The following is a 25,504-nucleotide window of genomic DNA, read 5'->3' on the forward strand; positions in this document are numbered from 1 at the left end:
GTGGGGGCCGTTGCGGTATGTCAGCCGGGAGAGCCCGCGGGCCTGATGCTGCGCAGCAGGCGCTCTCCGGACTCGCGTAGCTGGTCCTTGACGTCGTCGAGGCCGGATGCGAGCAGGGCGTGATCGCGTTTGCGCCAGGTGCCGGCGACCATCACGGCTTCGATGTTGGCGATGTCGGCGTGCAGGACCGTGGCGACCGGGTCGTGCGCCGGCCACAGGTTGAGCGCCCGGGCGTCGACGGCGACCAGGTCGGCCTGCATGCCCACCTCGATCCGGCCCACCTTGTCTGCCAGGCCCAGTGCCTTCGCTCCTTCGACCGTGGCCCAGGCAAGCGCCTGTTTGCTGGTGACAGACGGTGTGTTGGCGTACCTGCCGGTCGTCTGCCGGTGGTGGGCGTGGTCCAGGCTGCGCTGGTGGGCCAGAGCGATCCGGGCGGCGGTGAGGACCGTGCCGGGTACGGCGGTGTCGATGTCGGTGCCCAGGGAGGGTGCCGCGTCCAGGCGCAGCAGGGATCCGGTGATGGGTGTGCCGTGTCCCTGGCCCAGTTCGTTCTCCGGGGTGGTGGTGAAGGTGACGCCCGCCTCGACGAGCGTCTTGATCCAGTCGTCGGGCAGGTCGGCTCCGTGCACGACGTTGGTCAGGGGGCTGAACAGCCCGGCGTTGCGCACGGCTTCCCAGCCGGGTGAGGGTTCGCCGCCGCTCTGGTGCATCGAGACGACGAGGCCGCGTTCCGCGCCGGCCTGGAAGTCGGCCACCGCGGTCTCGGCGGAGGAGTACTGCGGCCCCTGGAGTGCCATGCCCAGGGTGAGGAGGGCGTGGTCGCGGACGGGGCCGTCGAGCAGCCGGTCGATCTCGGCGAGCGGGTGGGGTGTGTCCGGCGAGCGGTAGGGCGTGCCGTGCAGGAGGACGGCGCGGATCCCGGCCTGGATCAGTCCCTCGACGGCCGCGTCGGCGTGTTCGGGCGACAGGGCGTTGTGACACCAGTCGCCGAGGGTGGTGGTACCGCAGTTGAGCTGGTTCAGGGCGCCGGCCAGATTGCTGATGTGCATGTCGGCCGGGGTGTAGTGCCCGACGCACTCGCCGTGCAGGTGGGTGAGGTACTCCATCAGCGTCCAGTCGGCGCCCGCGGAGCGCAGCGCGGTCTGCCAGGTGTGCAGATGGGCGTTGACCAGGCCGGGGATGATGACGCGGCCGGAGAAGTCGACGACCTCGGCGTCGGGCGCCTGGATGGTTTCGCCAACGGCGGCGATGGTCTCGCCGTCGACGAGGATGTCGACATGCTCGGCGTCCGGCCGGTCCGGCGTCATCGTGATGACTTGCGCCCCGCGCAGCAGTATGCGGCTCATTCAGTGGCCCCCGAACCGGGGGAGGTGTGGCTCTGCTGGGACATGGTGCGGCTCCTTGCCTGCGGCGTCATTGCCCGCACGGCGGCTTGTGTGGTGGTGAGGAAATCCCGAGTGGCGATGTGCCCGATGTAGCCGTCGGGACGGATCAGCAGCAGCGTGTCGCCGGTCAGGCCGTAGGCACTCTGCAGCGTGTTCTTGGGGTCGGAGAAGGCGCGGCCGTCGCCCGCGGCCGATCCGACGGTCAGCCGCTTCAGCTGGGCGCCCGTCGTCGGCCAGTCGAGGAGTTCGAGGTCCCGGGCGGCGCCGGGGCCGTAGGCGATGGCGGTGAAGTGCGGTCCCTGGAAGAGGTTGAACAGGCGGGTCTCGGCGCCGTCGGCGCAGAGCAGTCGGGCGTCCGGGGCGCGGTCGCCCACGTGCAGCGTGCTGGTGTCGCTACTGTCGCCGTCGGCGGGGGCGAGCGGGCCGCCGTAGTAGGTCAGGGCGAGCTGCTGCTCGTCCTTGCCGCGCTTCATGCTGGAGGGGTCGAGCTTGGCGATGCCGCCCCACTTCTCCGTGGACAGTCCCAGGACCCCGGCGGCGATCGGCTGCCGCTCGGCCTCGTAGGTGCCCAGCAGGGCCGGGTCGGCTCCGGCGAGGACCTGGCCGAGCTTCCAGCCGAGGTTGTAGCCGTCCTGCATACCGGTGTTCAAGCCCTGGGCACCGGCCGGGGTGTGGACGTGCGCGGCGTCGCCGACGAGGAAGACACGTCCGCGGCCGTAGTGCTCCGCAAGACGGATGTTGGGCCGGAACACGGACGTCCAGTGGATCTCGTGCAGCTGGATGTGCCGGTTGCGGGTGTGGGAGTGGATCCGGTCGATGATGGCGCCGATCTCCTGGGGCGGCTTCTCGTCGGGCGTGAGCCGGATCATCCACTGGAACATGTCGCTGTGGGGGAGCGGGCAGGCGCCGATGAGCTTGCCGCCGAGGCCGGGCCACATGTGCCACCGGTTGCGGGCCAGGCCACTTACGGAGGCATCCACGATCAGCACGCGCTCGGCCTCGTCCGTCGTCCCGGCGAAACCGATGTCGAGCTGCTTGCGCACCACGCTGGAGCCGCCGTCGGCCCCCACGGCATAGCGAGCGACGATCTCCTCGACCCCGTCCGCGCCCACCACCTTGGCGACCACCGTGTCCTCGTCCTGCGTCAGCTCGGTCAGTTCCTTGCTGAACTCGACCTCGCGGCCGAGCTCACTGAGCCGGGCGTGCAGGGCGCGGTCCGTGCGGAACTGCGGGATCAGCCAGGTGTTCGGGTACGGGACGTCCGGGGTTGCCTCTTTGTGGGGGAACATCTTCCACGGCACGCCGATGGGTCCTGCATGGATCCCGAGCTTGGGATAGATGTCGCCGCCGGCCAGCACGTCGTCGAGAGCGCCGAGGTCTTCGAGGACTTCGAGGCTGCGGGGCTGGATGCCCTTGGCGCGCGAGCCGTCGAAAGCGTGGGGGGACCTGTCGACGATCCGGACGTCGAGTCCGCGGCGTACGAGGTCGATCGCCAAGGCGGAGCCCGAGGGGCCGGCACCGATGATCAGTACGTCGATGGCCTGCGGGTTGTTCATGAGTCGAGCCTTCCAGCGCGTGCGGACACGAACGAGACGAGCTGATCGGCGACGTCGCGAGGCCGTTCGTATGGGGCCATATGCCCGCATTTGTTAATTACGTGATGTTTCTGAGGCTTCAGCAGAGCGCGTGCTGTGTCGAACTGCACCAGCGGCGTGACGTCGTCCTCGTCGCCCCACAGCAGCAGCGTCGGAATGCCCAGTGCCCCCGTCCGCCGGAAGAGGTCGTCACGGCCGGTGAAAGGCAGGTGCTGCAGGGTGTCGAAGACCGCGTACAGCGAGCCCTCGAAGCGGAGGGAGCCGAGGACCATCTCGGTCAGCTTCGCGCCGAGCTCGGGGTCCCGGACGTTGTGCCCCAGGTGCCCCTGGAGCAGCTGAAGGCCGCGACGGCGGGCGACCACTCCGGCCAGCAGATCGCTGCGCAGCAGCCGGTTGGGGGAGGCCAACCGCGGTTTCGCGAGACCGGCGGGTCCAACGATGGTGAGAGTGGACACCGATGAGCGGTACTGGGCGGCGTACGTCATGCTGACGAGCGCGCCCATGGAGGTGCCGACCAGGTGCAGGGGCCGCGCCGTCAGGCCGAGCCGGCCCGTCAGCTCGGCCAGCTGCCGCGTGAACAGCGTCTCGTCGTATCGCGCCTGTACCCGGTCGGAGTAGCCGCGGCCGTAGGCGCTGCAGGTCAGAGTGCGCAGCCCGCGGGCGTGCAGCTCGCTGACGAGGCCGTCCCAGTAGAACAGCGGGATGGTCAGACCGCCCGCCATCAGGACCACATCCCCGTCCTCGGGCCCCGTCAACTCGTAGTGGGTGACGCCGTCGGACAGCTCGATGAAACTGCCGCGCAGCGCATTGCGCGAGTCGGCGGTGAGCTTGCGGTCCTCGCCCGAGGTGACGAAGTACTTCATGGAACGGGCCTCCTTGCCCTCAGTTCGCGGGGGTGTCGGCGCAGGAGCCGAGGAACTTCGCGATCGCGTCCGCGACCCACTGCGGTTCCTCCTCCGGCAGCAGATGTCCGCCGTGGGGGTGGACGAGCTCCTGGGCGCCGGGGATGTCGCGGGTGAAGTGCTGGCCGTCGATGCTCGCGCTGCGCAGCACCAGCGTGGGCACCGTGATGCGGGGGATCTGCGCGCTGCGGTCCGGCTGGTCGGTGTTGCAGAAGTCGACGAAGGCCGAGCGGTTACCGGGGCGGCTCATGAGCTGATGGGCGCGGTCCACCATGGCGTCGTCCACGATCTGCGAATGCGGCCCGACGGCGTCGCGCAGGTTGCGTTCGAGTGCTCCGCGCGGCATCACCCGCCTCAGCAGGGGCCGCACCAGCGGGTTGCGGGTCAGGCGCATCCCCGCGGGCACCGTCTTCTCCGGGTAGCCGGTGGCATTGACCAGCACCAGGCCGGTCAGCCGCTCCGGATGATCCAGCGCGACGTTCCAGGCGATGTTGCCGCCCAGGGAATTGCCGGCCAACGCGTAGCGCGGCACGCCCAGCGCCTCCATGAAGCCCGCCACCGTCGCGGCGTACGCCGGAACGCGGTAGTCGCGGTCCTTGCGCGGGCCCGTCAGTCCGAACGCCGGCAGGTCGGGACGGATGACATCGAACGAATCCCACAGCAGATCCGTCGCGCGGTCGAAGTGCTGCAGGGATGAGGCACTGCCGTGCAGCAGCACGAGTGCCGGGCCGTGCCCAGCACGCTTGTAGTGGATCCGCAGGCCGTCCACCTCGACGAACCGGGAATCGGGCTGGGGCTCAGACCAGGTACTCATAATGGCTACACTGTTACCGATAAGATGGTTGTGTCAAGAGGAAGTCCCCGCGTGTTACGACCACGGTGGGGTCAGTGGGGCGTTCACGGCATCGGTGCTGGGCGCCGATGCCGATCCCCCGTGGATGGCGACGCAGTACTTCGACGCCCCGACCCTGTCAGAACGCGTGCGCAAGAACGGTGCGTCCGACGGTGACGTCGTCTGGCGGCTGGGCCGGGGACTCACCGAGGCTCTGCGTGACATCCACCGGGCCGGTCTGGTGCACCGCGACTTGAAGCCGAGCAATGTACTGCTGACCGAGGACGGCCCCCGCGTCATCGATTTCAATGTGGCCCGGGTGCTGAGCGCGGAGCCGCTGACGCGAACTGGCAAGGTTCTCGGCACCGCGTCCTTCATGGCACCGGAACAGCTGAGCATGCCGCGTGACGTAGGCGCGGCCGCCGACGTGTTCGCACTAGGAGGAGTCCTCACGTATGCGGCCACGGGCTGGGGACCGTTCGATGCCACGGGATCGATCTTCGCGGTTGCCCCGCCCACTCCATGAGCGTGCGTAGGTGGTGGAGCGAAATGCTTCATCTCGACTCTTCAGTGGGGCACTTGCAGCTCACTTCCCATGAACGTCTCTTCGCCCCTGTCCTCATGGACAGGGGCGAAGGCGTCTTGTGGTTGCGCAGGTCTCGCTCAGGGGCGCTGGTCGGTCGTCTCGTCCTTCCTGGCCTCGATCATTCATGAGTCCCCGTCAGCTTGCTGACATATCGCGGTGTCCAGGCCCACCTTGCGGACCGTCTCGACCAACAGCACCGCCCCGGCCTGCGAGACCACCGCACTGCCACCGCCCTCGACACGAACACGCGGGTACAACCCGATACGCTTGCTCACCTGGAGAGTGCTTCTTTCCGTGCAGCCAACAGGACCCTGGAAAAGTCCCATCGTTGCAGGTCAGAAGCACTCTCCGGTTATTTGATCAAGACGTGGAGTGTCAGGCTGGGTGGCTGGGAACGGTCAGCCGGCGCTGCCGATCAGCTTCCAGGGCTCGTGGTCGGCGTCGGCCCCGGTGCCCGGGGCGCTGCCCTTCGTCTCCCACTTGGCCTTCCAGACCTTGCCGTTGTACTTGACCGTGGTCTGCTCAATCGGCTGGCTTGCCGGGGAGTAGATCTTGGTCGCGTCCCAGTTCCCGGCACTGCAGCCACCGGCCGGCGGGGTCGCCGTACCGAGTCCCTTGAGGTTGTCGGTCACCGGCGCGTACGCCGTACCGCCGATCGACAGACTCGTGTTCACCGGACCGGTGATCGGGAGGAAATAGATGATCGGCAGGTCGAGGGACTTGCCGGCCGGGATGATCTGGCAGTAGTCCAGCGTCGTGCTGACCCGGTGGAACGTCGAACCGGCCGTCACCTGCCACTGGCCGCCTTGGTCGCCGGTCTGCCAGTTGCCGTCCTTGACCAGCGGTGACGTCGAGGCGGGGATGTCGAACGACAGCTTCATGTCCTTGCCACCGCCGAGCGTGCGCCCGGTGTTGTTGGTGATCCGGACGGTCGGCTGCAACGGCCACAGGTTCGCCGTGGAGGTCGGGTAGTTGACCATCTCGACGCTCACGTTGGCGGTCACCGTCGGCCCGGCACCACCGGTGCCGGCGCGCAGACTGTTGTTGTAGGCGCCGATGTTGCCCAGCTTCTCGTTCAGCCGGGTGGTCAGCGTGTACCCCATCCCGCACGGGGTGTCCGGCTGGACGTCCGTCGGGCAGGCGTAGTCGCCGCCGAGCTCCCACATCATCACGCCGCCCGCGCCGGTCGACTTGACCAGATCGGTGACCGCGTCGATGCCCTGCTCGTCCTCGGTCGACAGGAACACCTTCTTCTCGGCGTTCCACAGCCACGACGTCTTCGTGGTGTCGTCCCAGTACCGGACGTACTGGCCCGTGCGCCGGTCGGTGCTGTCGGTCTGCGGCTTCAGCCCGACGCTGGGGGCGTAGACCGGCGTGATGTTCTTCTCCAGGTTCTTGGTGTGCCACAGCGGGTTCGTCCCGGAGCCGAGCTCGCTGCCGTTGTTGGTCTCGTCGTGCCAGATGTTGTCGATGCCGAAGGCACCGTCGCCGCACGGCCGTTTGATGCCGGTACCCGGCTCGCAGCCGTTCGGCTTCTGCGACTTGCCCCACAGACCGTTCGTACCGCCGGTGACGTTCTGCCAGCCGCGCGTGTAGTAGGGGACACCGATGTTGACGCGCCCGGCCTGCATCGCGCCGCGCATGTACTTCATCGCCCAGTCGGTGTTGAAGTACCCGATCTTTCCGTACTCCGGGGTGGCGTACTGGTCGGCCAGTTCCGGGTCCTTGCCGTCGTCGAACAGCGCCGCGTTCGGACCCACGACGTCGTTCCAGGTGCCGTGGTAGTCGTAGGCCATCAGGTTGGTGAAGTCCTGGTACTTCAGCGCCGTCTGGTTCGCCATACCGCGGGCCAGGTAGCCGGAGGCCGACGATGCCGAGGTGAGCAGGTAGTACTTGCCGTCCGCGACGGAAGCCCGGTTCAGCGAGTCCCGCAGCGTCTTCATCAACGCGGCGTACGTCGTGGGCAGACCCTTGCGACGCGGGTTGGACACCGCCCAGTCGGCCGGATTGCCGGTGTCCTCAAGGACCGTGGGGTACTCGAAGTCGATGTCGACACCGTCGAACCCGTAGGTCCGCAGGAAGTCCACGACCGAGCCGGCGAACGTGTCGATCCCGCCCTGGTTGACCGAGCCGTCGGCGTTGGTGGTCATCGCGTAGAAGCCACCGGAACCGGCCCAGCCACCGACCGAGATCAGCGTCTTCACCCGCGGGTGCAGGCGCTTGTACTTCGTCAGCAGGTTGAAGTGGCCCTTGTAGGGCAGCGAGGCATCCATCTCGGCGCCGACCTCGCCGGGCCACTCCTTCTGGGTGGCGTTCGAGTCGACCTTGATCTTGTTGTTCTCCACCGACGCGAACGCGTAGTTGAGGTGGGTCACCTTCGACCACGGGATGTTCTTCACGAGGTAGTGCGGGGTGCCGTCGGCGCCCGTGCGGCCCCCGTTGAAGTAGCCCACGACCCTACGGCCCCGGCCCTCGCCGAGCCATTCGCGGCCGTCGCTCTGGTAGACCTTGCAGTACGGCGTCGCCACGCCCGGCGTGGTCGCCAGGCCTTCCGGCCGGCAGTCGCCGGTCGCGGCCGGACGCGTGCCGCCGTCGTCGCCACCGGGGTGCGACTCCATCGGGTCGCCGACACCGCCGTTGATACCGAGATCACCGGCGCCGCCGTCGGTGCGGCTGCCGTCGCCGTAGCTCGGCACCAGCCAGCCCTCGATGTCACCGGCGCCACTCGCTGCGGCCGCCTTGACGGTCGCCTTGGCGGCGGTCTTCGCCGTCGTGGTCGTGCCGGAGCGGGTCATGGCGAAGTCCTGGATCCCGTCGCCGTTCAGGTCGGCGAAGGTCCCGAAGGTGCCCTGGAACGGGTCGTCGTTGCGGATCACGCCCAGCGACTTCCAGCCGGTGGTGACGCTCCACGGAGAGCCGGTGTTCTCCCAGGCCCGGACCTCACCGGTGGTGAACTCGACCCGGACCGTGTCGGCCTTGCCGTCACCGGTGATGTCGGCGAAGGCGACCTGCGCGCCGCGCGCCTCACCCGGGGTGGCGAAGCCCGAGATCTTGGTCCAGCCGCCCTCGGTCGGCATTCCCTTGCCCTTGTTCTGCCACGCGGTCGGGAAGCTCATCCGGTCCAGCGTGATCAGGTCGTCGCGGCCGTCACCGTCGAGGTCGGTGAAGTACAGCTCCGGCTCGTAGCCGAGGCTGTTCGCGACGATCGTCGCGCTGCCCCAGCTGACCTCGTCGCCGCTGCTGGTGTTGCGCGACATCCGCATCGCGGGGATGCCGGTCGGCGAGTCGGCCGCCGGCAGGATCCGTACGTAGTCGTCCTTGCCGTCACCGTCCAGGTCGGCGAAGTAGACCAGCTCCGGGTTGTTCCCGCGGTCGGCCGGGCTGATGTCGCCCAGTGAGACCGCTTCCTTGGTCGGGTCGTCGTTGCGCCAGCCGGTGACCTTGCCGTCCGTACTGACCACCGCGTAGTCGGCCTTGCCGTCGCCGTTCAGGTCGGGGAAGGCGATCTTCGAGCCGGCCGCGGTGGCGTCCCGGATCTTGCCGATCGGCTTCCAGACGTACGAGCGGCCGCTGATCAGGCCTTGCAGGACCGCGATCCGGGTGCCTGCGCCGAAGGCGTCCGCGATCTTCTTGTAGCCGGCATCGGTCGGGTAGATCTCGTTGGTGATGTCCTCCGTGGTCACCGCGCCCAGGTCGACCAGCACCAGCCGTGCGCCGGCCTCGATCTTGGCGTAGGCCATCGTGCGGAGCGCTTGGTTGTAGGCGTCGATCCGGGCCTGGTACGTCGGGTTCGTCGACGGCGGCAGGGTCCCAAGCAGGACCGTGGTCGTCGGCGAGGTCCGGTGGATCGCGTCCACGAAGCCCCGCATCTTCTCGGCCGTCGCCGCACCGTCGGCACCGCCGGTCAGATCGGCCGTGCCCGCGACCAGGGTCATCATGTTCGGCCGCAGTGTCTGCAGCGCGGGGATCGTCTGGGCCTTGATGTCGTCGATGCCCTTGCCCTCGAACCCCATGTGGTCGGGGTCGCCGCGCTTGCCGTTCTTCAGCTCACCGACGAAGTCCGTGCGCTTGAAGATGAGAGTGGCCGCCGTTCCGACACCGAGCACCGCAAGGGTGTCCAGACCCTTCACGATGGTCTCCAGGTATGCCCGGAAGCCGGTCTCGTCGGTGCTGTTCACACCGGCCGTGATCTCGTCACCGGCCGCCATCACCCGGAGCTCTTCGATGTCCGGGCTGGCGGCGGGCGACGGAGTGGGCCCGGCCGCTCTGAGCCGGTTGGACCGGACCGGCCAGTGGTCGGAGGTGCCCTCGCCGGTGACCGTGACAGGCAGGTTGACGGTCTGGTGGGTGGTGACGAAGTAGTCCAGCTCACTTCCATGGATGTGGGTCGCCAGACCCGAGCTGTGGATCCGCATGTCCTGCGACGGGAAGCTCGCCCGCTGGCCGAGGTCCTCCGGGTCGACGTTGAAGTCGCCACCGACCGTCGCGTTGTAGGTCGCGCCACGCTGGGTCGCGAGGGCCCTGATCTGGTCGTGAATGGCCCTCATCATCGGCCCGGAGTCACCGCCACCGCCGGACAGACCGTGGAAGGTGAAGTACCACTCGTTGCCGAACCGTGCCCCGAGCGCGTTCCGGCCGGCGTCGATCGGGTTGCCGACGACGATCAGCTCGTCGGGCGTGTCGCGCAGGACGAGCGCGATGTTGACCCGGCCGCCGATCCGACGCGGGTTGGTGTTGTCGTCGGCGGTCTGCAGGTAGTAGACCTCACGGGTCGGATAGGGGGCGCGGGTACCGCTGTTGACGTTCCACCTGTGGTGCAGCACGGTGTACTGATGCGTGGCGCCCGTGCTGTCGGTCGTGGTGAAGGTCTGGGAAGGCTGTGCGTCGCTGTTCGCAGGCGGGTGCGGGCCGACCTCCTGAAGCATCAGGATCGGCGACTGCTGCGTCAGCTCCACGACCGTATTGGTCCACTTGCTGCCCGTCTGATCGTCGTTGTTGGCCCCCTGCATGTTCCAGGAGATCAACTGCGTGCTGTCCACAGGGAAATCGGTGGCGGAGGCCGGAACGACAAGCGCCGCTGTCAGCCCGGCCATCACCACCACTGCGGCGATTAATCGGCGGAACAAGAGTTCCCCCCGTTTCTCACATCCAACAGATCGGGCACAACCGCACCGTTGGAAACTAATTGACTTCTCAAGTATAAGTCTTGACGCGTTCATGAAGCTCCGTCAGCTTGCTGGCGGGGCCCTTGTGATGAGTGTTGGTGGTGATGTCGGAGTCTGGGCAGGTTGAGCGCCCGGATGTCGCGTCGGGTGGCCGCCGGGTTCCATGGCTCCGGTGGGCTCGTTCTGCTCGCAGGGATGGGAAGGTGCTGGCCAGCCGGGGTTCGGGAGGGCGTGGAGCCGGTCCAGGGCGTCGGTGATCACGTCGGTCCAGGGTCAGTGTCCGGCGAGGCGGAGGATGCGGCGGCGGCCTGGTGGTGACGAGTTGGGCGGCGGCGGAGAAAAGGGGGAGCCGCAGGCGGCGGGGCTCCCGGAGCCGGGCCTTGCCACTCAGTGCAGGCATCGGTATCCAGGCGAGCAGGTCAAGGGCGATCTGGGTGATCTCCAGCCAGATCTGGTTCTGCGCGGCGTCGTGCAGTGGCGGATTACGCAGGCCAGTGGCGCGGGTGGCACGGATGCGGTCCTCGGCCCGGGCCCGCTGCCGGTGACGCAGTTCGAGGGCAGCGATCGCCTCACCCGCCGTGTTGGTGGCGAAGCAGGTCAATTGCATGCCGTCGGCGTCGATGAAGCGCAACTGGGCGCCGGGGTCTGGCCGTTCCTTGCGCACGATCAGCCGAAGCCTCTTCGGTCAGCCGGTCAGCCGGTCAGCCGGTCAGGCAGTCGCCGGCGAGTTCGGCGCTCAGGTGCCGTCGCGGATGTCGCCGTCGGGTTCAACGGCCGGCGTCCAGGCCGAGGCAGAGACCTTCAAGACGGCCTGGTGGGTGGCGTCGGTGACGGTCATGCCGACCGAGTACGACAGCCACCGCCCGCGCCGGGTGAACCAGGCGACGAACTCGTGGGTGCCGCCGCCGGAGTCGGTTGGGGGTCCGGCGTCCCCCCCGGAGGTGTTTCGGCAACTGGGCCAGGGCCAGTCGATGTGGTCGGCGGCGGTGTTGGAGCCCGCGTTGCCGGGCCGAAGCAGGCCCACGACCGGCTCGCCGGAGCTGCCCCCGGCCGTGGTCGACGGACCCCATCAGCGGGTGGTGGCCGAAGGTCTTCTTCCCGGTCGCGGTGGCGTCCCGCTTCTCGGAGTGCGCCAGCACGAGAACGCCGTCGATGCCCATGATCACCTGCCCGCCCGCGTCCGGCGCCGCATCACCGGCCAACTTCCAGACGTGTTCGCGCACTTCGGCGCGGTCGGTGCGCAGCGCGGCCAAGACCCGCTTGCCGCCCGATGCCAGCTGGCCGACCAGGCGGGAGACCGTCGGGTCGGAGGCCACCGGCCCGAACACGGCCGGCTCGGTCCGCAGCAGCGCCACATCGGCCAGGCAATCGCCGCCCAACGCGACCGCGAGCGCCACATCCAGCAGGATCTTGCCGGGATCGTGAACAGCCCGGGCCTTCCGCCACGGCTCAAGCGCCGTCGATATCGCCGCATCCAGACCGGTCTTGCCGACCGTCTCGAGCAGCAGCACCACCCCGGCCTGCGAAGCCACTCCGCGACCGCCGCCCTCGACGCGGACACGCGGGTGGGACCCGATACGCTTCTTCACCCGGAAAATGCCTCCGACGGTGGCGGGAACAAGGACCTCAGCAATCCTCATTCTCGCTGATCAGAAGCACTTTCTGCTTTCGTGATCACCAGTGGGACAGCCACCTCGTGAAAGCGCGAGGTTAAAGCCAATTAACGCCCCCTATGAGGGCTACGGACTCTTCTCAAGTGCGAAGTGTTGGGCATATCGACTATGCGGATTCACGGACCATTCGCATGGTCTGCCTGTCGCAGCCCGGTTGCGTTGTGAGGTCGGTGGTGAATCAGGTGCAGCCAGGCGTTAGCGTAATGGGTGCCGGCCCGGGGTTTCCGTGCTGGTTTTTGAGGCGTTACCGAGAGAAACGTGCAGGTCAGAGCCGTTCAATGAGATTGCTGCACACTTCCGACTGGCATCTCGGCCGGGCGTTCCACCGGGTGAACATGCTCGGGGCCCAGGCCGAGTTCATCGGCCATCTCGTCACCACCGTGCGCGAGCGCGGCGTGGACGCGGTGGTCGTGTCGGGAGACGTGTACGACCGGGCGGTGCCGCCGCTCGCCGCGGTCGAGCTGTTCGACGACGCCCTGCACCGGCTCGCCGACCTCGGAGTGCCGACGGTGATGATCTCCGGCAACCACGACTCGGCACGTCGGCTCGGCGTGGGCGCGGGGCTGATCGGCCGTGCGGGCATCCATCTGCGCACCGAGCCGTCCGCGTGCGGCACGCCGGTCGTACTCCGGGACGACTTCGGCGACGTGGCCTTCTACGGGCTGCCCTATCTCGAACCGGCCCTGGTGAAGGACGAGTTCGGTGTGGAGAAGCCCGGGCACGAGGCCGTGCTCGCCGCCGCCATGGACCGGGTGCGCGCCGACCTCGCCACCCGCGCTCGGGGCACCCGGTCGGTCGTCCTCGCGCACGCCTTCGTCACCGGGGGAGAGGCCAGCGACAGCGAGCGGGACATCACCGTCGGCGGGGTGGCCGCGGTACCCGCCGGGGTCTTCGACGGCGTCGACTACGCGGCACTGGGCCATCTGCACGGCTGCCAGACCATCACCGAGCGCGTTCGCTACTCGGGCTCGCCGCTGCCGTACTCCTTCTCGGAGGCCGACCACCGCAAGAGCATGTGGCTCGTCGACCTGGACGCCGAGGGCGCGATCACCGCCGAGCGCGTCGACTGCCCGGTGCCCCGTGCGCTGGCCCGGATCCGCGGGACGCTGGAGGAACTGCTCGCCGATCCGGGGCTCGCGCGGCACGAGGAGGCGTGGGTCGAGGCGACGCTCACCGACCCGGTGCGCCCCGCGGACCCCATGGCGCGCCTCGCCGAACGCTTCCCGCACACGCTCAGCCTGGTCTTCGACCCCGAGCGGGCGCCGGACGACCCCGACGTGTCCTATGCGCAGCGACTCGCGGGCCGGAGCGACCAGGAGATCGCGGAGGACTTCGTGGCGCATGTGCGGGGGGCAGGGCCCGACGAACGCGAACAGGGCGTGCTGCGCGACGCGTTCGACGCGGTGCGGGCCGACGAGGCAGTGCGGGAGGTGGCCCGGTGAGGCTGCATCGCCTCGATGTGACGGCGTTCGGGCCGTTCGGCGGCTCCCAGCGCGTCGACTTCGACGCGCTGTCGACCGCAGGGCTCTTCCTGCTGCACGGTCCCACCGGCGCCGGCAAGACCTCCGTCCTGGACGCCGTCTGCTACGCCCTCTACGGCTCCGTGCCCGGCGCGCGGCAGAGCGGCCAGGGCATGACCCTGCGCAGCGACCACGCCGCGGCCGGCACGCGCACGGAGGTCCGCCTCGAACTGACCGTCGCCGGGCGCCGGCTGGAGATCACCCGGCAGCCGCCCTGGGAGCGTCCCAAGAAGCGCGGTTCGGGTACGACGCTCGACAAGGCCCAGAGCTGGCTGCGCGAGTACGACGCGCAGGCCGGGACCTGGAAGGACCTCAGCCGCTCGCACCAGGAGATCGGCGAGGAGATCACCCAGCTGCTCGGCATGAGCCGCGAGCAGTTCTGCCAGGTCGTGCTGCTGCCCCAGGGCGACTTCGCCCGCTTCCTGCGCGCCGACGCCGAGGCCCGCGGCAAGCTGCTGGGCCGACTCTTCGACACCCACCGCTTCGCCGAGGTCGAGAAGCGCCTCACCGAGCGCCGCCGGGCGGCCGAGGCCCAGGTACGGGACGGCGACGCCGCGCTGCTGGCCGACGCACACCGGATGCAGCAGGCGGCGGACGACGCCATGCGGTTGCCCGACCTCGCACCGGGCGAGCCGGGCCTCGCCGAGGCCATCCTGGGTGCCGCGGCAGTCGCCCGCAGCACCGCCCGCGAACAGCTGACCGTCGCCCACTGCCGCCTCCTGGCCGCCGAGTCCGCCCAGGCCGCCGCCGACCGCGCCCTGGCCGACGTACGCGAAGTGGCCCGGTTGCAGCGGCGGTTCGCCGAGGCCCGGCAGCGGGCTCTGGTGCTGGAGGAGCGGGCCGACGGCTATCGGCAGGCGCAGGTCAGGATGGAGCGGTCCCGCAAGGCGGAGGCCGTGGCACCCGCACTGGAGCTGCGTGAGGCGGCCGAGGCGGAGCACCGGCGGGCGGCCGCGGCCGAGGCACGCGCGCGTGGAGTGCTGCCGGAGACCTTCGTGGGGGCCGGCGCGGCCGGACTCGCGACCGCCGCGCGCCGGGCCGCCGAAGAACTGGGCGGACTGGAGTCCGCCCGCCGCGCCGAGAAGCGGCTGGTCGCACTCGTCGACGAGCGCGACCAGCTGGACCGTCAGGAACGCGCCGACGAGGGCCTGTTGCAGGACGCCGAAGCCTGGCTCGCCGAGTGGGACGAGAGCCGCGGCGCGCTCCAGAGCCGTATCGACGCGGCCCAGGAGGCCGCGACCCGCGCCGAGCAGCTCGCCGTGCAGCGCGACCCCGCGCAGCAGCGCCTCGGTGCCGCGCGGATGCGCGACCAGCTGGCCGGCGACACGGACGCAGCCGCCGAACAGGCCCACCTGGCACAGGAACAGGTGCTCGAGGCCAAGGCGCACTGGCTCGACGTCAAGGAACAGCGCCTCAACGGCATCGCCGCCGAACTGGCCGCCCGGCTCCAGGACGGAGAACCCTGCGCGGTCTGCGGCGCCACCGACCACCCCGCCCCCGCCCGCAAGGACGCCGGGCACGTGGACCGGGAGGCGGAGGAGCGCGCACTGGCCGCCTACCAGCAGGCGGAGGAACGGCACACGGAGAAAGAACGGCACCTGGGCGTCGTACGCGAGGCACTGGCCGCCGCCACCGCCGAGGCCGGGGATGCGCCGACCGAGCAACTCGCCGCGCATTGCGGCGAGTTGGAGCGCCTCTACGCACAGGCCCGGCGGGACGCGTCCGCCCTGCACCCGGCACACGAGGAACTGCGCCGGGCCGAGGCGGAGCGCGAGCGGCGGACCGCGGACCGGCAGCAGGCGGCGGTCAGAATGGCGTCCCGTGTGGGCCATCGAGAGCGGCTGGACCGGGAAAGGGCCGCCCTGGAGGAGGAGCTGACCCAAGCGCGCGGCACCGCCGACAGCGTCGCCGCGCGGGCCGCGCAGCTGGAGCGGCAGGTCGCGCTGCTCACCGAGGCCGCCGACACCGCGCGCGCCGCCGAGGACACCGCCCAGCGACTCAAGGACGCCGACGCCCGCCTGGCCGACGCCGCCTTCCGCGCGGGCTTCGACACCCCGCAGGCCGCGGCCGCCGCCCTCCTCGACGACACCGCCCACCGCGAACTCCAACGACGCCTGGACGCCTGGCAGTCCGAGGAGGCCGCCGTACGCGCCGTCCTTGCCGAGGCCGACACCGCGGCCGCCGCCCAGCAGCCGACCGCCGACATGGCGTCCGCGGAGCGCACCGCTTCGACCGCCGCCCAGCGCGCCCGCGACGCCGCCTCCGCCCGCGACGCCGCCGCCCGGCGCTGCACCGACCTCGACCGGCTGTCTCACCGAGTGGCCGCGGCCGTACGCCACCTCGCCCCGCTGCGAGACGAGTACGACCGGGTGGCCCGCCTCGCCGCGCTCACCGCGGGCACCTCGGCGGACAACGAACGCAAGATGCGCCTGGAGTCCTACGTACTCGCGGCCCGTCTCGAACAGGTCGCCGCCGCCGCGACCGTACGGCTGCAGCGCATGTCGTCCGGCCGCTACACCCTGGTCCACTCCGACGACCGGGCCGGCCGTGGCCGCAGCGGGCTCGGGCTGCACGTGGTCGATGCCTGGACCGGGCGGGAGCGGGACACGGCGACGCTGTCGGGCGGCGAGACGTTCTTCGCCTCACTCGCCCTCGCCCTCGGACTCGCGGACGTGGTCACCGACGAGGCGGGCGGCGTCCGGCTCGACACCCTCTTCATCGACGAGGGCTTCGGCAGCCTCGACGACCAGACCCTCGACGAGGTACTAGACGTCCTGGACTCCCTGCGCGAGCGCGATCGCAGTGTCGGGATCGTCAGCCATGTCGCCGATCTGCGCAGACGTATTCACGCGCAGCTGGAGGTCGTCAAGGGCAGAGGCGGGTCGGTGCTGCGGCAGCGGGGCGCCTAGGGCCCGCGAACCGTCGTACGGCCCGCCCGGACCGGATGCGGCCGCTCCGCGAGAGCGACGTCTCAGGGGAGGGGGCGGCCCTTCTGGGCGCGTTTGAGGTAACGGCGGAGGTTGCGGGTGGTGCTGTCCTCAGGGCGGCCCTGGGACCGGTGGGCCTGGAGGATCTGCGGGTAGAGGTCGGCGGCTCGCCGGGTGTTGCCGAGCATGTGGTGGGCCACGGCCAGAGAGGTCATGGCGAGGGCGGCGCCGGGTGCGGGGAGGGGGCGGGCGGCGACGCAGCGTTCGTAGAGGGCGATGGCCTCGTGGTGTCGGCCGGTGTGCGAGTACGCGGTACCCAGGCCGAACAACGCACGCCAGGTGTCGGGGTGGTCCTCGCCCAGGGCAGGCGCGAGGTGGGGCAGGGCCGCCTCGTACAGGGGGATCCCACGGTCGGCCTGCCCGGTCTCCACATACGCGCCGGCGAGGAGGACCCGTCCCTTGAGCGTCTCCGGGTGGAGCGCGCCGAACGCGGCGGTGTTGTACGGGTCGTTCTCCACGAGCAGTGCGATCGCCGTCGTGTGGTCCTCGGCATGGAAACGGTTGAGGGCGAACAGATGGCGGAACCCGGCGACTTTGGGGTGGCCCGGGCCGACGTGACTCGTCCCCTCGGTGATCAGCTGCTGCCACAGCGGCGCGGATGCCGCCAGTGCGCCCGCCGTCTCCAGAGCCGCGGCCTGCTCGAAGAGGGCGTCCAGCCGACCGGCCACGGCGCCGTGCGGGGCCTGGGACTCGCTCCGGGGCGGGCCGGGCGGCATCGGAGGGAGAGGCGGGACCTCGGGAACTGAAGGGGGCGGCGGGGTCGGAGGAGGGACCGCAGGGGGCGGTGGGACCGGAGGAGGAACCGCGGGAGGTGGTGGGACCGGAGGAGAAACCGCGGGGGCCGGCGGGGCGGAGGGACTGGGCGTGGCCCTCTTCCGGCCGGCGCGTGCCTCGTCCAGCATCTCCCGCGCATGCCGTGTCCGTTGATGCTCGGGTCCCAGGACCCGGTGGGAGTCGGCGGCCAGGGACGCAGCCGCCTCCTGTGCCCGGTCGACGCGCCCGGCTGCCAACAGGGCCATGACGAGTGTCTCGCGGGTGTCCAGGGAGCCCTCGTCATCGGCGCCGAGGGCGGTCGTCTGCTCGGCCACCGCCTCGTCCAGCGTCCTGATGCCCGCGTCGACGTCGCCCGCGACCACGAGCGCGGCGCCTACGAGACCCTTGGCTTCCAGGACACCGCGGTGCTCCGGACCCAGTTCGGCCTCCAGGTCGGAATGCACATCGCGATGCACGGCCACGCCCCGGTCGGTGTCGCCGGTGGCCAGCAACGCGTCGGCCAGCCGCTGCCGCCGGTACACCGTGTCAGGGTGGCGGGCGCCGAGTACACGGCGGCTGTCCGCCACCACGGCATCCAGCTCGGCCACGCCGCCGGCCGGGTCGTTGTCGTGGGGCCGGGCGAAGGCGAGATCCGTGCGGAGCGTGAGGGTGTCGGGGGCATCGTGCCCCTCGGCCTTCGCCACGTCCCGAACGAGCTGCTCGCGGATCCGCACCGCCTCGGCCGCGTCCCCGAGCGACGCTCGGACGTCGGCGAGGTGACGCCGGCAGTGGACGGACCCAGGGTGTGCGGGGCCGTGTACCCGTACCCAGGCAGCGGCGTTGATCTCCAGCTCCGCGAGGCAGGCATGGAGGTCACCGAGCGTGTCGTAGGCGTCGGCCAGATCGTCCCGGACCCACAGGACCCGCTTGTGGTCCGGGCCGAGCTTGCGCAGCAGGGTGTCGAGCACGAACCGGTACACGGCCGTGGGCTTCTCACGGTCACCGTCGAGCAGGTGGGCCTTGGCGACGTTCGCCATGGCGGTCAGCGTGAACTCGTCCTCCTTGCCCTTGGCGTTCACCCACGCGCCGAGCACCCTGGAGCGCAGTCTGAGGAGGTCGGTGGTCCGGCCGGCGTCCTGGTAGACCTGCGCCAGCTGCTGCTCCGCCACGTAGGTGGACGGGTGCTCGATCCCGAAGTAGGTGTAGGCATCGGCCCATGCCTGCTCCAGCAGGGCCACGGACCGGACGACCTCGCCCTGTTCGGTCAGATAGGCCCCCGTGCTGTTCGCGGTGGTCACGATGGCCATGTGGCGTCGGCTCGGTGCGTTGCGCTGCAGGGCCTCGACATGCGGCAGCAGCGCGCGCCACCTCGGCCAGGTCTCCGGATCCGTGGTCTGCGGCAGGGTGGCCGCCATGGCCAGACAGCATGCGGTGAACCCCTCGTCGATCCGCTCCTCACCTCGGCGGGCCGCTCGGGTACGGGTGCGGTACCAGCCCTGCAGCAGCGGATGGACGGAGATCGTCTCGGGGCTCAGGTCGATGAGTCCGTGCGCGGCCAGCACCCCGAGGGCGGGGTCGACGTCGTCCCTCGGGACCGCGGTTGCGACCAGCCACCGCGGGATCGCCTCGGGAGCGAGCCAGGACAGGAAGGCCAGCACGCGCAGCGCCTGCGGATGGCCCGAGATCCGCTCGGTGGTCATGCGCCAGACGGTGACGAGGCTCCGGTTGTCCGGTGCTCCCGGCGCCGGCTCGTGGTAGGCGCCGCGGGGATCCGACCGCAGGTTCGCCAAGTACTCGACCGGCGCGAGCCTGGTCTCGGTGAGGAAGGCCCCGGCCTGCGCGACGGCCAGGGGAAGGTGTCCCAGAGCGCGGCAGATGTCCGCGAGCACGGACGGTTCGGCCGCCAGGCCGCCCTGGCGCAGCTGAGCGGTGAGCAGCGACTCCGCGGTGTCCGGGGGGAAGGGGCCCAGAGCGGAGTAGGAGCCGAGGCCGGCCGCGAGCGACCGGCTGTCCGTCGTCAGCAGGTAGGCCCCGCCCGGAGCCCTGGCCAGAAGCTCGGAGACGTGCTCACGGTCGGTGACCTCGTCGAGCACCAGCAGCCAGTCGTCGCGGGCGCTCAGCCAGTTGAGCGCCCGCTCCCGCAGGAGGGCGGACGGCAGCTCGGCGAGGTGTGGTTCGAGGGCCAGTGCGATACGGCTCAGGCCGTCGTCCACCGCGCCGGGGCTGTCCGCGCGAAGCCAGCCGACCTGGGCGTACTCCGTGCCGCGGGTGGCCGCGTAGCGCGCCGTCAGGGTCGTCTTGCCGAGCCCGTCGAGCCCGCACACCGTGTGCAGCCGGCGACCGGCCGAGGCGTCGCGGAGCGCCTCGTCGAGCGCGGCCAGTTCGGCCTCCCGGCCGACGAACAGCGGTGCCGGGAGCGGTGGCTGACCGATCACACCGCCCACCGGCGACACCTCGGCCGGACGCCGCAGCAGCTCTGGGGGAGCCACCGTCATCCGCTCGGCGCGGTACAGCATGTTGACCGCGTGATCGCCGAGGGAGACGATCCCGTCGTTCTGCCCGATGTGCAGAGGCTCGGGTGTCACCCCTGCCGCCGGATGACGTTGTGGGCGCCATCGCCGGTGGAGATGATGCCTTCGTTGTGCCGGACCGCGACCGCGCGGTCCCCCGAGGCGGAGTAGGCGGCGTTCTGCGGCAGCAGCAGGGCGAGTTCACGCCGCAGGTCCTCGTCGTCCCGCAGCAGCTTGCGCAACTCGACGCGCAACGCGGCCTGTTCGTCCTCGCCGCCCCTTCTCTCGGCCAGGTCGGTGACGGCCCGTGCCACGCCGTCGGTGTCCTGCGGCCGACTGCCTGTCAGCCTGGCGAGCAGCCGCTGCCCCAGGTGCGCGGTGCCGGACGCGGCGACATCCTCGGCTCGCCGCAGCACATCCGCCCCGTACAGTGACACCGCTGCGCTGATCGCCGGCACCGTCTGGGCGAGCAGTAACTCAAGCTCCACTGTGGCCCCCTCCTCGCCGCCAGCATGCCGCCCCGCAATCGTCCTAGCAACTTCCTTCAGCACCGGGCCAGTTGTCGGCCACGTCCGTTCAGTTGCCCAGCGGCCGGCGGGGCAGCGGTGACGAGTAGACGACACTCGTCGTCACCGACCCCAGCGTGCCGATCTTGCCGGACACCTCCTCCAGGTGCCCCATCGAGCGGGCCGCGACCTTGATGACGAAGCAGTCGTCGCCGGTGACGTGATGGGCCTCCAGGATCTCCGGTGTGGTGGCGACCAGGTCGTGGAAGGGCTTGTAGTTGCCGTTCGGGTAGCGCAGGCGCACGAAGGCCAGGATCGGCAGCCCCAGCCGCTCGGGGGCGACGACCGCCGCGTAACCCTGGATGACACCCGCCTCCTCCAGCCGCCGCACCCGCTCCGTGACCGCGCTCGCGGACATGGAGACGGCGCGTGCGAGCTCGGCGAAGCTGGCGCGGCCCTCGCGCTGGAGGACATCGAGGATGCGCCAGTCGGTGGCGTCCGGGGAAAACGCGGTCATGGGCGAGGGATAGCAGGGGAATGCCCGGCGGATCAAGAGGAGCGCCGGGAATCCCCCCTTCAGGGAGCGGATCGCCGGCCGTAGATTTCTGATCATGACGACTGCCGCAGCCACCACCGCCAACCCCGTTCTCCGTGTCGCCCCCGCCGCCCCGGCCGAGGCCGCCGCCTACTTCCGGGCGAGCCTCGCCTTCCACGCGGACGTCTCCGACGTCGCCTCCGCCCTCGCCTCCGGCGGTGACCCCGGGTTCGTCGTCGTGGACTCCCGCTCCACCGAGTCCTGGGACCAGGGCCACATTCCCGGGGCGATCCACCTCCCCACCGCCCTCATCCCCGAGCAGGCCGAGCAGCTCCTCGACAAGTCCGTGCCCGTCGTGACGTACTGCTGGGGCCCCGGCTGCAACGGCGCGACCCGCGCCGCCCTCGCCCTCGCCGAACTCGGCTACCAGGTCAAGGAGATGCTCGGCGGCTTCGAGTACTGGGCACGGGAGGGCTTCGAGTACGAGACCTGGCAGCGCCGTAAGAACATCCCCATCGACCCGCTGACCGCGCCGGTCGGGGCCGACAACTGCGGGTGCTGAGGCCGGAGTTGACCACGGTGACCTGGGGAGGTCCGGGTGCGTGTAGGTTCTGCTGCCATGGTGCGATACGCGGAACCGGGCGCGGTGGAGTGGGTGGAGTCGGGCGGCGGCCCGCTGATAGCGGTGCCGGAGACGGTACTGCCGTTCTGGGCGGGCGCCGACGGCGACGAGACGGCGTCCGACTACGACCGGGCCTGCGAGGTCGACGGATTCGTCGGACTCCTGCCCGTCGGGGACAGCGCGGCGCTGGTACTCGGTGACGAGCCCGCGGCCACCTCGTACCTGCCCGACCACGGCATCTTCGTACGGTGGTGCGCGGCCGACTCCGAGGAGGAACTGCTGGCCCGGGTGCCGGCCGCCCTCGCCACGGCGGACTGGGGACACGAGGTGCGCTGGAAGGTGCCCGGAACCGTAGTCCTCTTCGACTCCGCCTGGCCGGGACGGGAGACGGACCGGACCGAGCATCTGCGGGTGGACCTGGAGCCGGGGGCGTACGCGGTCCGCGCCGCCCAGGTGCAGCCCGGGCCGGAGACCTGGCTGGGGCTCGTCCAGCTCCGACGGCTGCCGCACTGACCGTTCAGTGCCCGAAGGGTCTTCGTGACACCGAACCGACGAGTCTTCGTGAACAGCCGAACCGCCGGGTCTTCGTGAACAACCGGGCCGCAGGGCCTTCGCGAAAAGACCGAACCCAATGGCCTTCGTGAACAGCCGGGGGCCCTCGTGAATAACCGGGTGCGCCGGACCCGGCAGTTCCCCATCATGAACTGCCATGCCCCGACTCCCGCACCCCGCCCCCGAAGACCTGCGCCGCGACCCCCTGCCCCTGCGCGGCCGGACCGCCCTGGTGACCGGGGCCAGCAGACGGGCAGGCATCGGTCATGCCGTGGCCCGGCGGCTCGCCGCCTACGGGGCGAGCGTCTATCTGCACCACCATGTGCCGCACGACGCCGCCATGTCCTGGGGAGCCGACCGCCCCGAGGACGTCGTCGCCTCCGTGCGTGCGGCGCTGGGCGACCCCGACGCCCAGGTCCTCGCAGGTCCCGGCGACCTCGCCGACCCGGCCGCACCCGCCGAGCTGGTCGCCACGGCCGCCTCGGCGCTGGGCGGGCGGCTCGACATCCTGATCGCCAACCACGCGGTGAGCGGCTCCGACGGCGCCCTCGACGAGATCGACGCCGCCATGCTCGACGCGCACTGGGCGGTGGACACCCGTGCGGTGCTGCTGCTCGCCCAGGCCCACGCCCGGCTGAGGCCGGCCGGCCCCGGCGGCCGGGTCGTGATGATGACCTCCGGCCAGGACATCGCGGGCGGCATGCCCGGCGAGATCGCCTACGCCCTCCAGAAGGGCGCCCTCGCCTCCATCACCCGCTCCCTGTCGACCACGCTCGCCGAGCAGGGGATCACGGTGAACACGGTCAACCCCGGCCCCGTGGACACGGACTACCTGACCGGCGAGGCGTACGAGGCCGTGGCGGCCCGCTTCCCCGCCGGCCGGTGGGGCATGCCCGACGACCCGGCCCGCCTCATCGCCTGGCTGGCGACGGACGAGGCGGGCTGGATCACCGGTGAGGTCATCAACTCCGAGGGCGGGTTCCGGCGTTGAGGTGACCGTGTCCGGGAGCGGGCTACGGCCTTGGGGTAACCGTGTTCGAGGGCGGATCACGGCGCCACGGCGGCCGTGCCGCGTCAGAGCCGGGCCAGCTCGTCCACCAGGTCGTCCAGACCCAGCGAACCCTGGGACAGGGCCGCCATGTGCCAAGCCTTGAGATCGAAGGCGTCGCCGTGCCGCTCGCTCGCCTTCTCGCGGCCCAGCAGCCACGCCCGCTCGCCGAGCTTGTAGCCGATGGCCTGGCCCGGGATCGTCAGATACCGGGTCAGCTCGCTCTCCACGAAGTCCGCCGGACGGCTGCTGTGCGCGCCGAAGAACTCCTGGGCCAGCTCCGGAGTCCACCGCTCGCCCGGGTGGAACGGGGAGTCGGCCGGGATCTCCAGCTCCAGGTGCATGCCGATGTCGACGATGACGCGGGCGGCCCGCATCATCTGCGCGTCGAGGTAGCCGAGCCGGTGCTCCGGGTCGGTGAGGAAGCCGAGCTCGTCCATGAGCCGCTCCGCGTACAGCGCCCAGCCCTCGGCGTTGGCGCTGACCCCGCCGATGGTGGCCTGGTAGCGGGAGAGGTTCCCGGCGACGTACGTCCACTGCGCGAGCTGGAGGTGGTGGCCCGGCACGCCCTCGTGGTACCAGGTCGAGACCAGGTCGTAGACCGGGAAGCGGGTCTGGCCCATCGTCGGCAGCCAGGTGCGGCCCGGTCGCGAGAAGTCCTCCGTCGGGGGCGTGTAGTACGGCGCCGCCGCACCGCCGGGCGGCGCGATGCACGACTCCACCTTGCGCACCGGCTCGGCGAGTTCGAAGTGCGTGCCGTCCAGCTTCTCGATGGCCTCGTCCATCAGACCCTGAAGCCAGTCGCGGACCTCGTCGACGCCCTCGATGTGCTTGCCGTGCTCGTCGAGGTGCGCCAGCGCCACCCATGGCGTCGCGGCGCCGGGAAGGATCTTCTCGGCCTCCTTCTTCATCTCGCCGAGCAGCCGGTGGTACTCGGACCAGCCGTACGCGTACGCCTCGTCGAGGTCGAGGTCCGTACCGTTGAAGTAGCGCGCCCAGCGGGCGTAGCGCTCGCGGCCCACCGTGTTCGGCGCGCCCTCGATCGCGGGCGTGTACACGTCGCGCATCCAGTCCCGCAGCTCCACCACGGCGGCCGTCGCCGCGCGGGCGGCCTCGTCCAGCTCCGTGCGCAGCGCCTCGGGGCCGGCCGACGCGAAGTCCTCGAACCAGCCGCGCCCCTCACCGGTGTCCGCCCACTCGGTGAGCTGCTCCACGAAGGTGGCGGTCGGGCGCGGCGCCGCGTGCAGCTTGCGCTCCAGACCCAGCGCGAGCGACTCGCGGTAGCCCGCGTACGCACCCGGTACCGCGCGCAGCCGCTCTGCGATCGCCGCCCAGTCCTCGTCGGACTGGTTCGGCGTGACGGTGAAGATCTCGCGCACCGAGTGGGCGGGCGTGGCCATGTTGCCGACCGCGCGCAGGCCCTCCTCGGCCTCGTGCACGGCGATCTCCGCGGTGAGCCGCTCGCGCAGCAGGCGCGCGCACCGGCGCTCGATGTCACTGTCCGCGCCGGGCAGGCTCTCGGCCTCGTCGAGCCGGGCGAGCGTGGCCCGCTGGAGCTGCGCGAGCGCCTCCTGGCCCGCGGGTGAGAGGTCGGGGAGCTTGCCGGAACTCTCCTTCACGCCGAGATACGTACCGGTGATCGGGTCGAGGGCGATGAGCTCGTCGACATAGGCGTCGGCGACCTCACGGGGCAGCGGGCTCTTGGTCTGTGACATGCGGTCCATCCTCATACGGCGACCGGCGCCGCGTCAGCCCGGTTCCCCCGGCCGTTGTCCCCGTCAGGCCGATTTCGCTGAGGGCTTGTCTCCCGGAGCGCCGGGTGGCAGCAGCGGCCCGCAGTCCCACTGCTGGAAGATCAACCGCGTCTCCACCCGCGCCACTTCGCGGTGGGCGGTGAACTCGTCCAGCACCAGCCGCTGCAGATCCGCCATGTCCGCGACCGCGACATGCACGAGGTAGTCGTCCGGCCCGGTGAGATGGAAGACGGTCAGCGACTCCGGCAACGCCCGGATCCGCTCCACGAACGGCCCCACCAGCTCCCGCCGATGCGGCCTGACCTGCACGGACAGCAGCGCCTGAAGCCCTCGGCCCAGCTTGGCCGGATCCAGCCGCAGCTGATGGCCGAGGATCACGCCCGAGCGGCGCAGCCGGGTCACCCGGTCCAGACACGTCGACGGCGCCACCCCCACCTGTGCGGCGAGGTCGCGGTAGGTGGCCCGGGCGTCGTTCTGCAGAAGCCGCAGCAGATGCAGATCGACCGGGTCCAGTGCGACAGATTCGGCCATTGGCCGAACGTAACACGGTGAATGGTCCTCGGACCCCGGCCGATGTTC

The 25,504-nt window shown here is 70.7% G+C and carries 17 protein-coding genes and 1 pseudogene; 6 read left to right on the forward strand and 12 right to left on the reverse strand.

Annotated elements, in window-relative coordinates; all coding sequences use genetic code 11:
• Positions 1–20 precede the first annotated feature (20 nt).
• The 4 genes from ABD932_RS13155 to ABD932_RS13170 are packed head-to-tail and all read right to left on the reverse strand — an operon-like array spanning position 21 to position 4,696.
• Positions 21–1,346 carry an amidohydrolase family protein gene (locus ABD932_RS13155; protein WP_345012047.1) on the reverse strand — a complete coding sequence of 442 codons (1,326 nt, stop codon included), beginning with the start codon at positions 1,344–1,346 and terminating at the stop codon, positions 21–23.
• Complete coding sequence (locus ABD932_RS13160; protein ID WP_345012049.1) at positions 1,343–2,941, reverse strand: FAD-dependent oxidoreductase; 1,599 nt, start codon at positions 2,939–2,941, stop codon at positions 1,343–1,345. Before ABD932_RS13160 ends, ABD932_RS13155 begins: the two co-directional genes overlap by 4 nt.
• Complete coding sequence (locus ABD932_RS13165; protein ID WP_345012051.1) at positions 2,938–3,843, reverse strand: alpha/beta fold hydrolase; 906 nt, start codon at positions 3,841–3,843, stop codon at positions 2,938–2,940. Before ABD932_RS13165 ends, ABD932_RS13160 begins: the two co-directional genes overlap by 4 nt.
• A 19-nt stretch (positions 3,844–3,862) precedes the next feature.
• Positions 3,863–4,696, reverse strand: coding sequence for an alpha/beta fold hydrolase (locus tag ABD932_RS13170; RefSeq protein ID WP_345012052.1), 834 nt, complete (start codon positions 4,694–4,696; stop codon positions 3,863–3,865).
• A gap of 94 nt (positions 4,697–4,790) precedes the next feature.
• Here ABD932_RS13170 and ABD932_RS13175 point away from each other — a divergent pair, with 94 nt between their 5' ends.
• Complete coding sequence (locus tag ABD932_RS13175) at positions 4,791–5,240, forward strand: serine/threonine-protein kinase (RefSeq protein WP_345012054.1); 450 nt, start codon at positions 4,791–4,793, stop codon at positions 5,238–5,240.
• A gap of 182 nt (positions 5,241–5,422) precedes the next feature.
• On the opposite strand, the gene ABD932_RS13180 is transcribed toward ABD932_RS13175, so the two are convergent.
• The 3 genes and pseudogenes from ABD932_RS13180 to ABD932_RS13190 form a co-directional block, all read right to left on the reverse strand.
• On the reverse strand, positions 5,423–5,575 hold the full coding sequence (locus ABD932_RS13180; protein WP_345012056.1) for a hypothetical protein: 153 nt from the start codon (positions 5,573–5,575) through the stop codon (positions 5,423–5,425).
• Positions 5,576–5,698: 123 nt separating this feature from the next.
• Positions 5,699–10,339, reverse strand: coding sequence for a glycosyl hydrolase family 18 protein (locus ABD932_RS13185; RefSeq protein WP_345012058.1), 4,641 nt, complete (start codon positions 10,337–10,339; stop codon positions 5,699–5,701).
• Between the two features lie 339 nt (positions 10,340–10,678).
• Positions 10,679–12,054 (reverse strand): annotated as a pseudogene (locus tag ABD932_RS13190) (IS1380 family transposase); the annotation flags it as partial.
• 362 nt (positions 12,055–12,416) lie between these two features.
• On the opposite strand from ABD932_RS13190, the gene ABD932_RS13195 reads away from it, so the two are divergent.
• Complete coding sequence (locus ABD932_RS13195; protein WP_345012060.1) at positions 12,417–13,580, forward strand: exonuclease SbcCD subunit D; 1,164 nt, start codon at positions 12,417–12,419, stop codon at positions 13,578–13,580.
• On the forward strand, positions 13,577–16,567 hold the full coding sequence (locus tag ABD932_RS13200) for an AAA family ATPase (RefSeq protein WP_345012063.1): 2,991 nt from the start codon (positions 13,577–13,579) through the stop codon (positions 16,565–16,567). Before ABD932_RS13195 ends, ABD932_RS13200 begins: the two co-directional genes overlap by 4 nt.
• Before the next feature lie 62 nt (positions 16,568–16,629).
• On the opposite strand, the gene ABD932_RS13205 is transcribed toward ABD932_RS13200, so the two are convergent.
• The 3 genes from ABD932_RS13205 to ABD932_RS13215 all read right to left on the reverse strand — a co-directional run bounded on the left by ABD932_RS13205 (position 16,630) and on the right by ABD932_RS13215 (position 20,931).
• Complete coding sequence (locus tag ABD932_RS13205) at positions 16,630–19,983, reverse strand: tetratricopeptide repeat protein (protein ID WP_345012065.1); 3,354 nt, start codon at positions 19,981–19,983, stop codon at positions 16,630–16,632.
• Complete coding sequence (locus tag ABD932_RS13210; protein ID WP_345012066.1) at positions 19,980–20,396, reverse strand: hypothetical protein; 417 nt, start codon at positions 20,394–20,396, stop codon at positions 19,980–19,982. The genes ABD932_RS13205 and ABD932_RS13210 overlap by 4 nt, the downstream gene beginning before the upstream one ends.
• An 88-nt stretch (positions 20,397–20,484) precedes the next feature.
• Entirely contained in the window at positions 20,485–20,931 is a 447-nt protein-coding gene (locus ABD932_RS13215; RefSeq protein WP_345012068.1) for an Lrp/AsnC family transcriptional regulator, read from the reverse strand.
• A 94-nt stretch (positions 20,932–21,025) separates the two neighbouring features.
• Between ABD932_RS13215 and ABD932_RS13220 the strand changes: the two genes are divergently transcribed.
• The 3 genes from ABD932_RS13220 (at position 21,026) to ABD932_RS13230 (ending at position 23,114) form a co-directional block, all read left to right on the forward strand.
• A complete protein-coding gene (locus tag ABD932_RS13220) occupies positions 21,026–21,511 on the forward strand; it encodes a rhodanese-like domain-containing protein (protein WP_345012070.1) in 486 nt (161 codons plus the stop codon).
• Between the two features lie 57 nt (positions 21,512–21,568).
• Entirely contained in the window at positions 21,569–22,084 is a 516-nt protein-coding gene (locus ABD932_RS13225; RefSeq protein WP_345012072.1) for an immunity 21 family protein, read from the forward strand.
• A 196-nt stretch (positions 22,085–22,280) separates the two neighbouring features.
• Positions 22,281–23,114 (forward strand): SDR family oxidoreductase, encoded by an 834-nt coding sequence (locus ABD932_RS13230; RefSeq protein WP_345012074.1) that lies wholly within the window; start codon positions 22,281–22,283, stop codon positions 23,112–23,114.
• 83 nt (positions 23,115–23,197) lie between these two features.
• Here the strand turns inward: ABD932_RS13230 and ABD932_RS13235 are convergent, their stop codons facing one another.
• Complete coding sequence (locus ABD932_RS13235; RefSeq protein WP_345012076.1) at positions 23,198–24,886, reverse strand: DUF885 domain-containing protein; 1,689 nt, start codon at positions 24,884–24,886, stop codon at positions 23,198–23,200.
• A gap of 63 nt (positions 24,887–24,949) precedes the next feature.
• Positions 24,950–25,456, reverse strand: coding sequence for an Lrp/AsnC family transcriptional regulator (locus ABD932_RS13240; protein ID WP_345012078.1), 507 nt, complete (start codon positions 25,454–25,456; stop codon positions 24,950–24,952).
• Between the last annotated feature and the right edge of the window lie 48 nt (positions 25,457–25,504).

Origin of the sequence: Streptomyces shaanxiensis (assembly GCF_039537145.1) — a bacterium.
Classification (GTDB): Bacteria; Actinomycetota; Actinomycetes; order Streptomycetales; family Streptomycetaceae; genus Streptomyces; species Streptomyces shaanxiensis.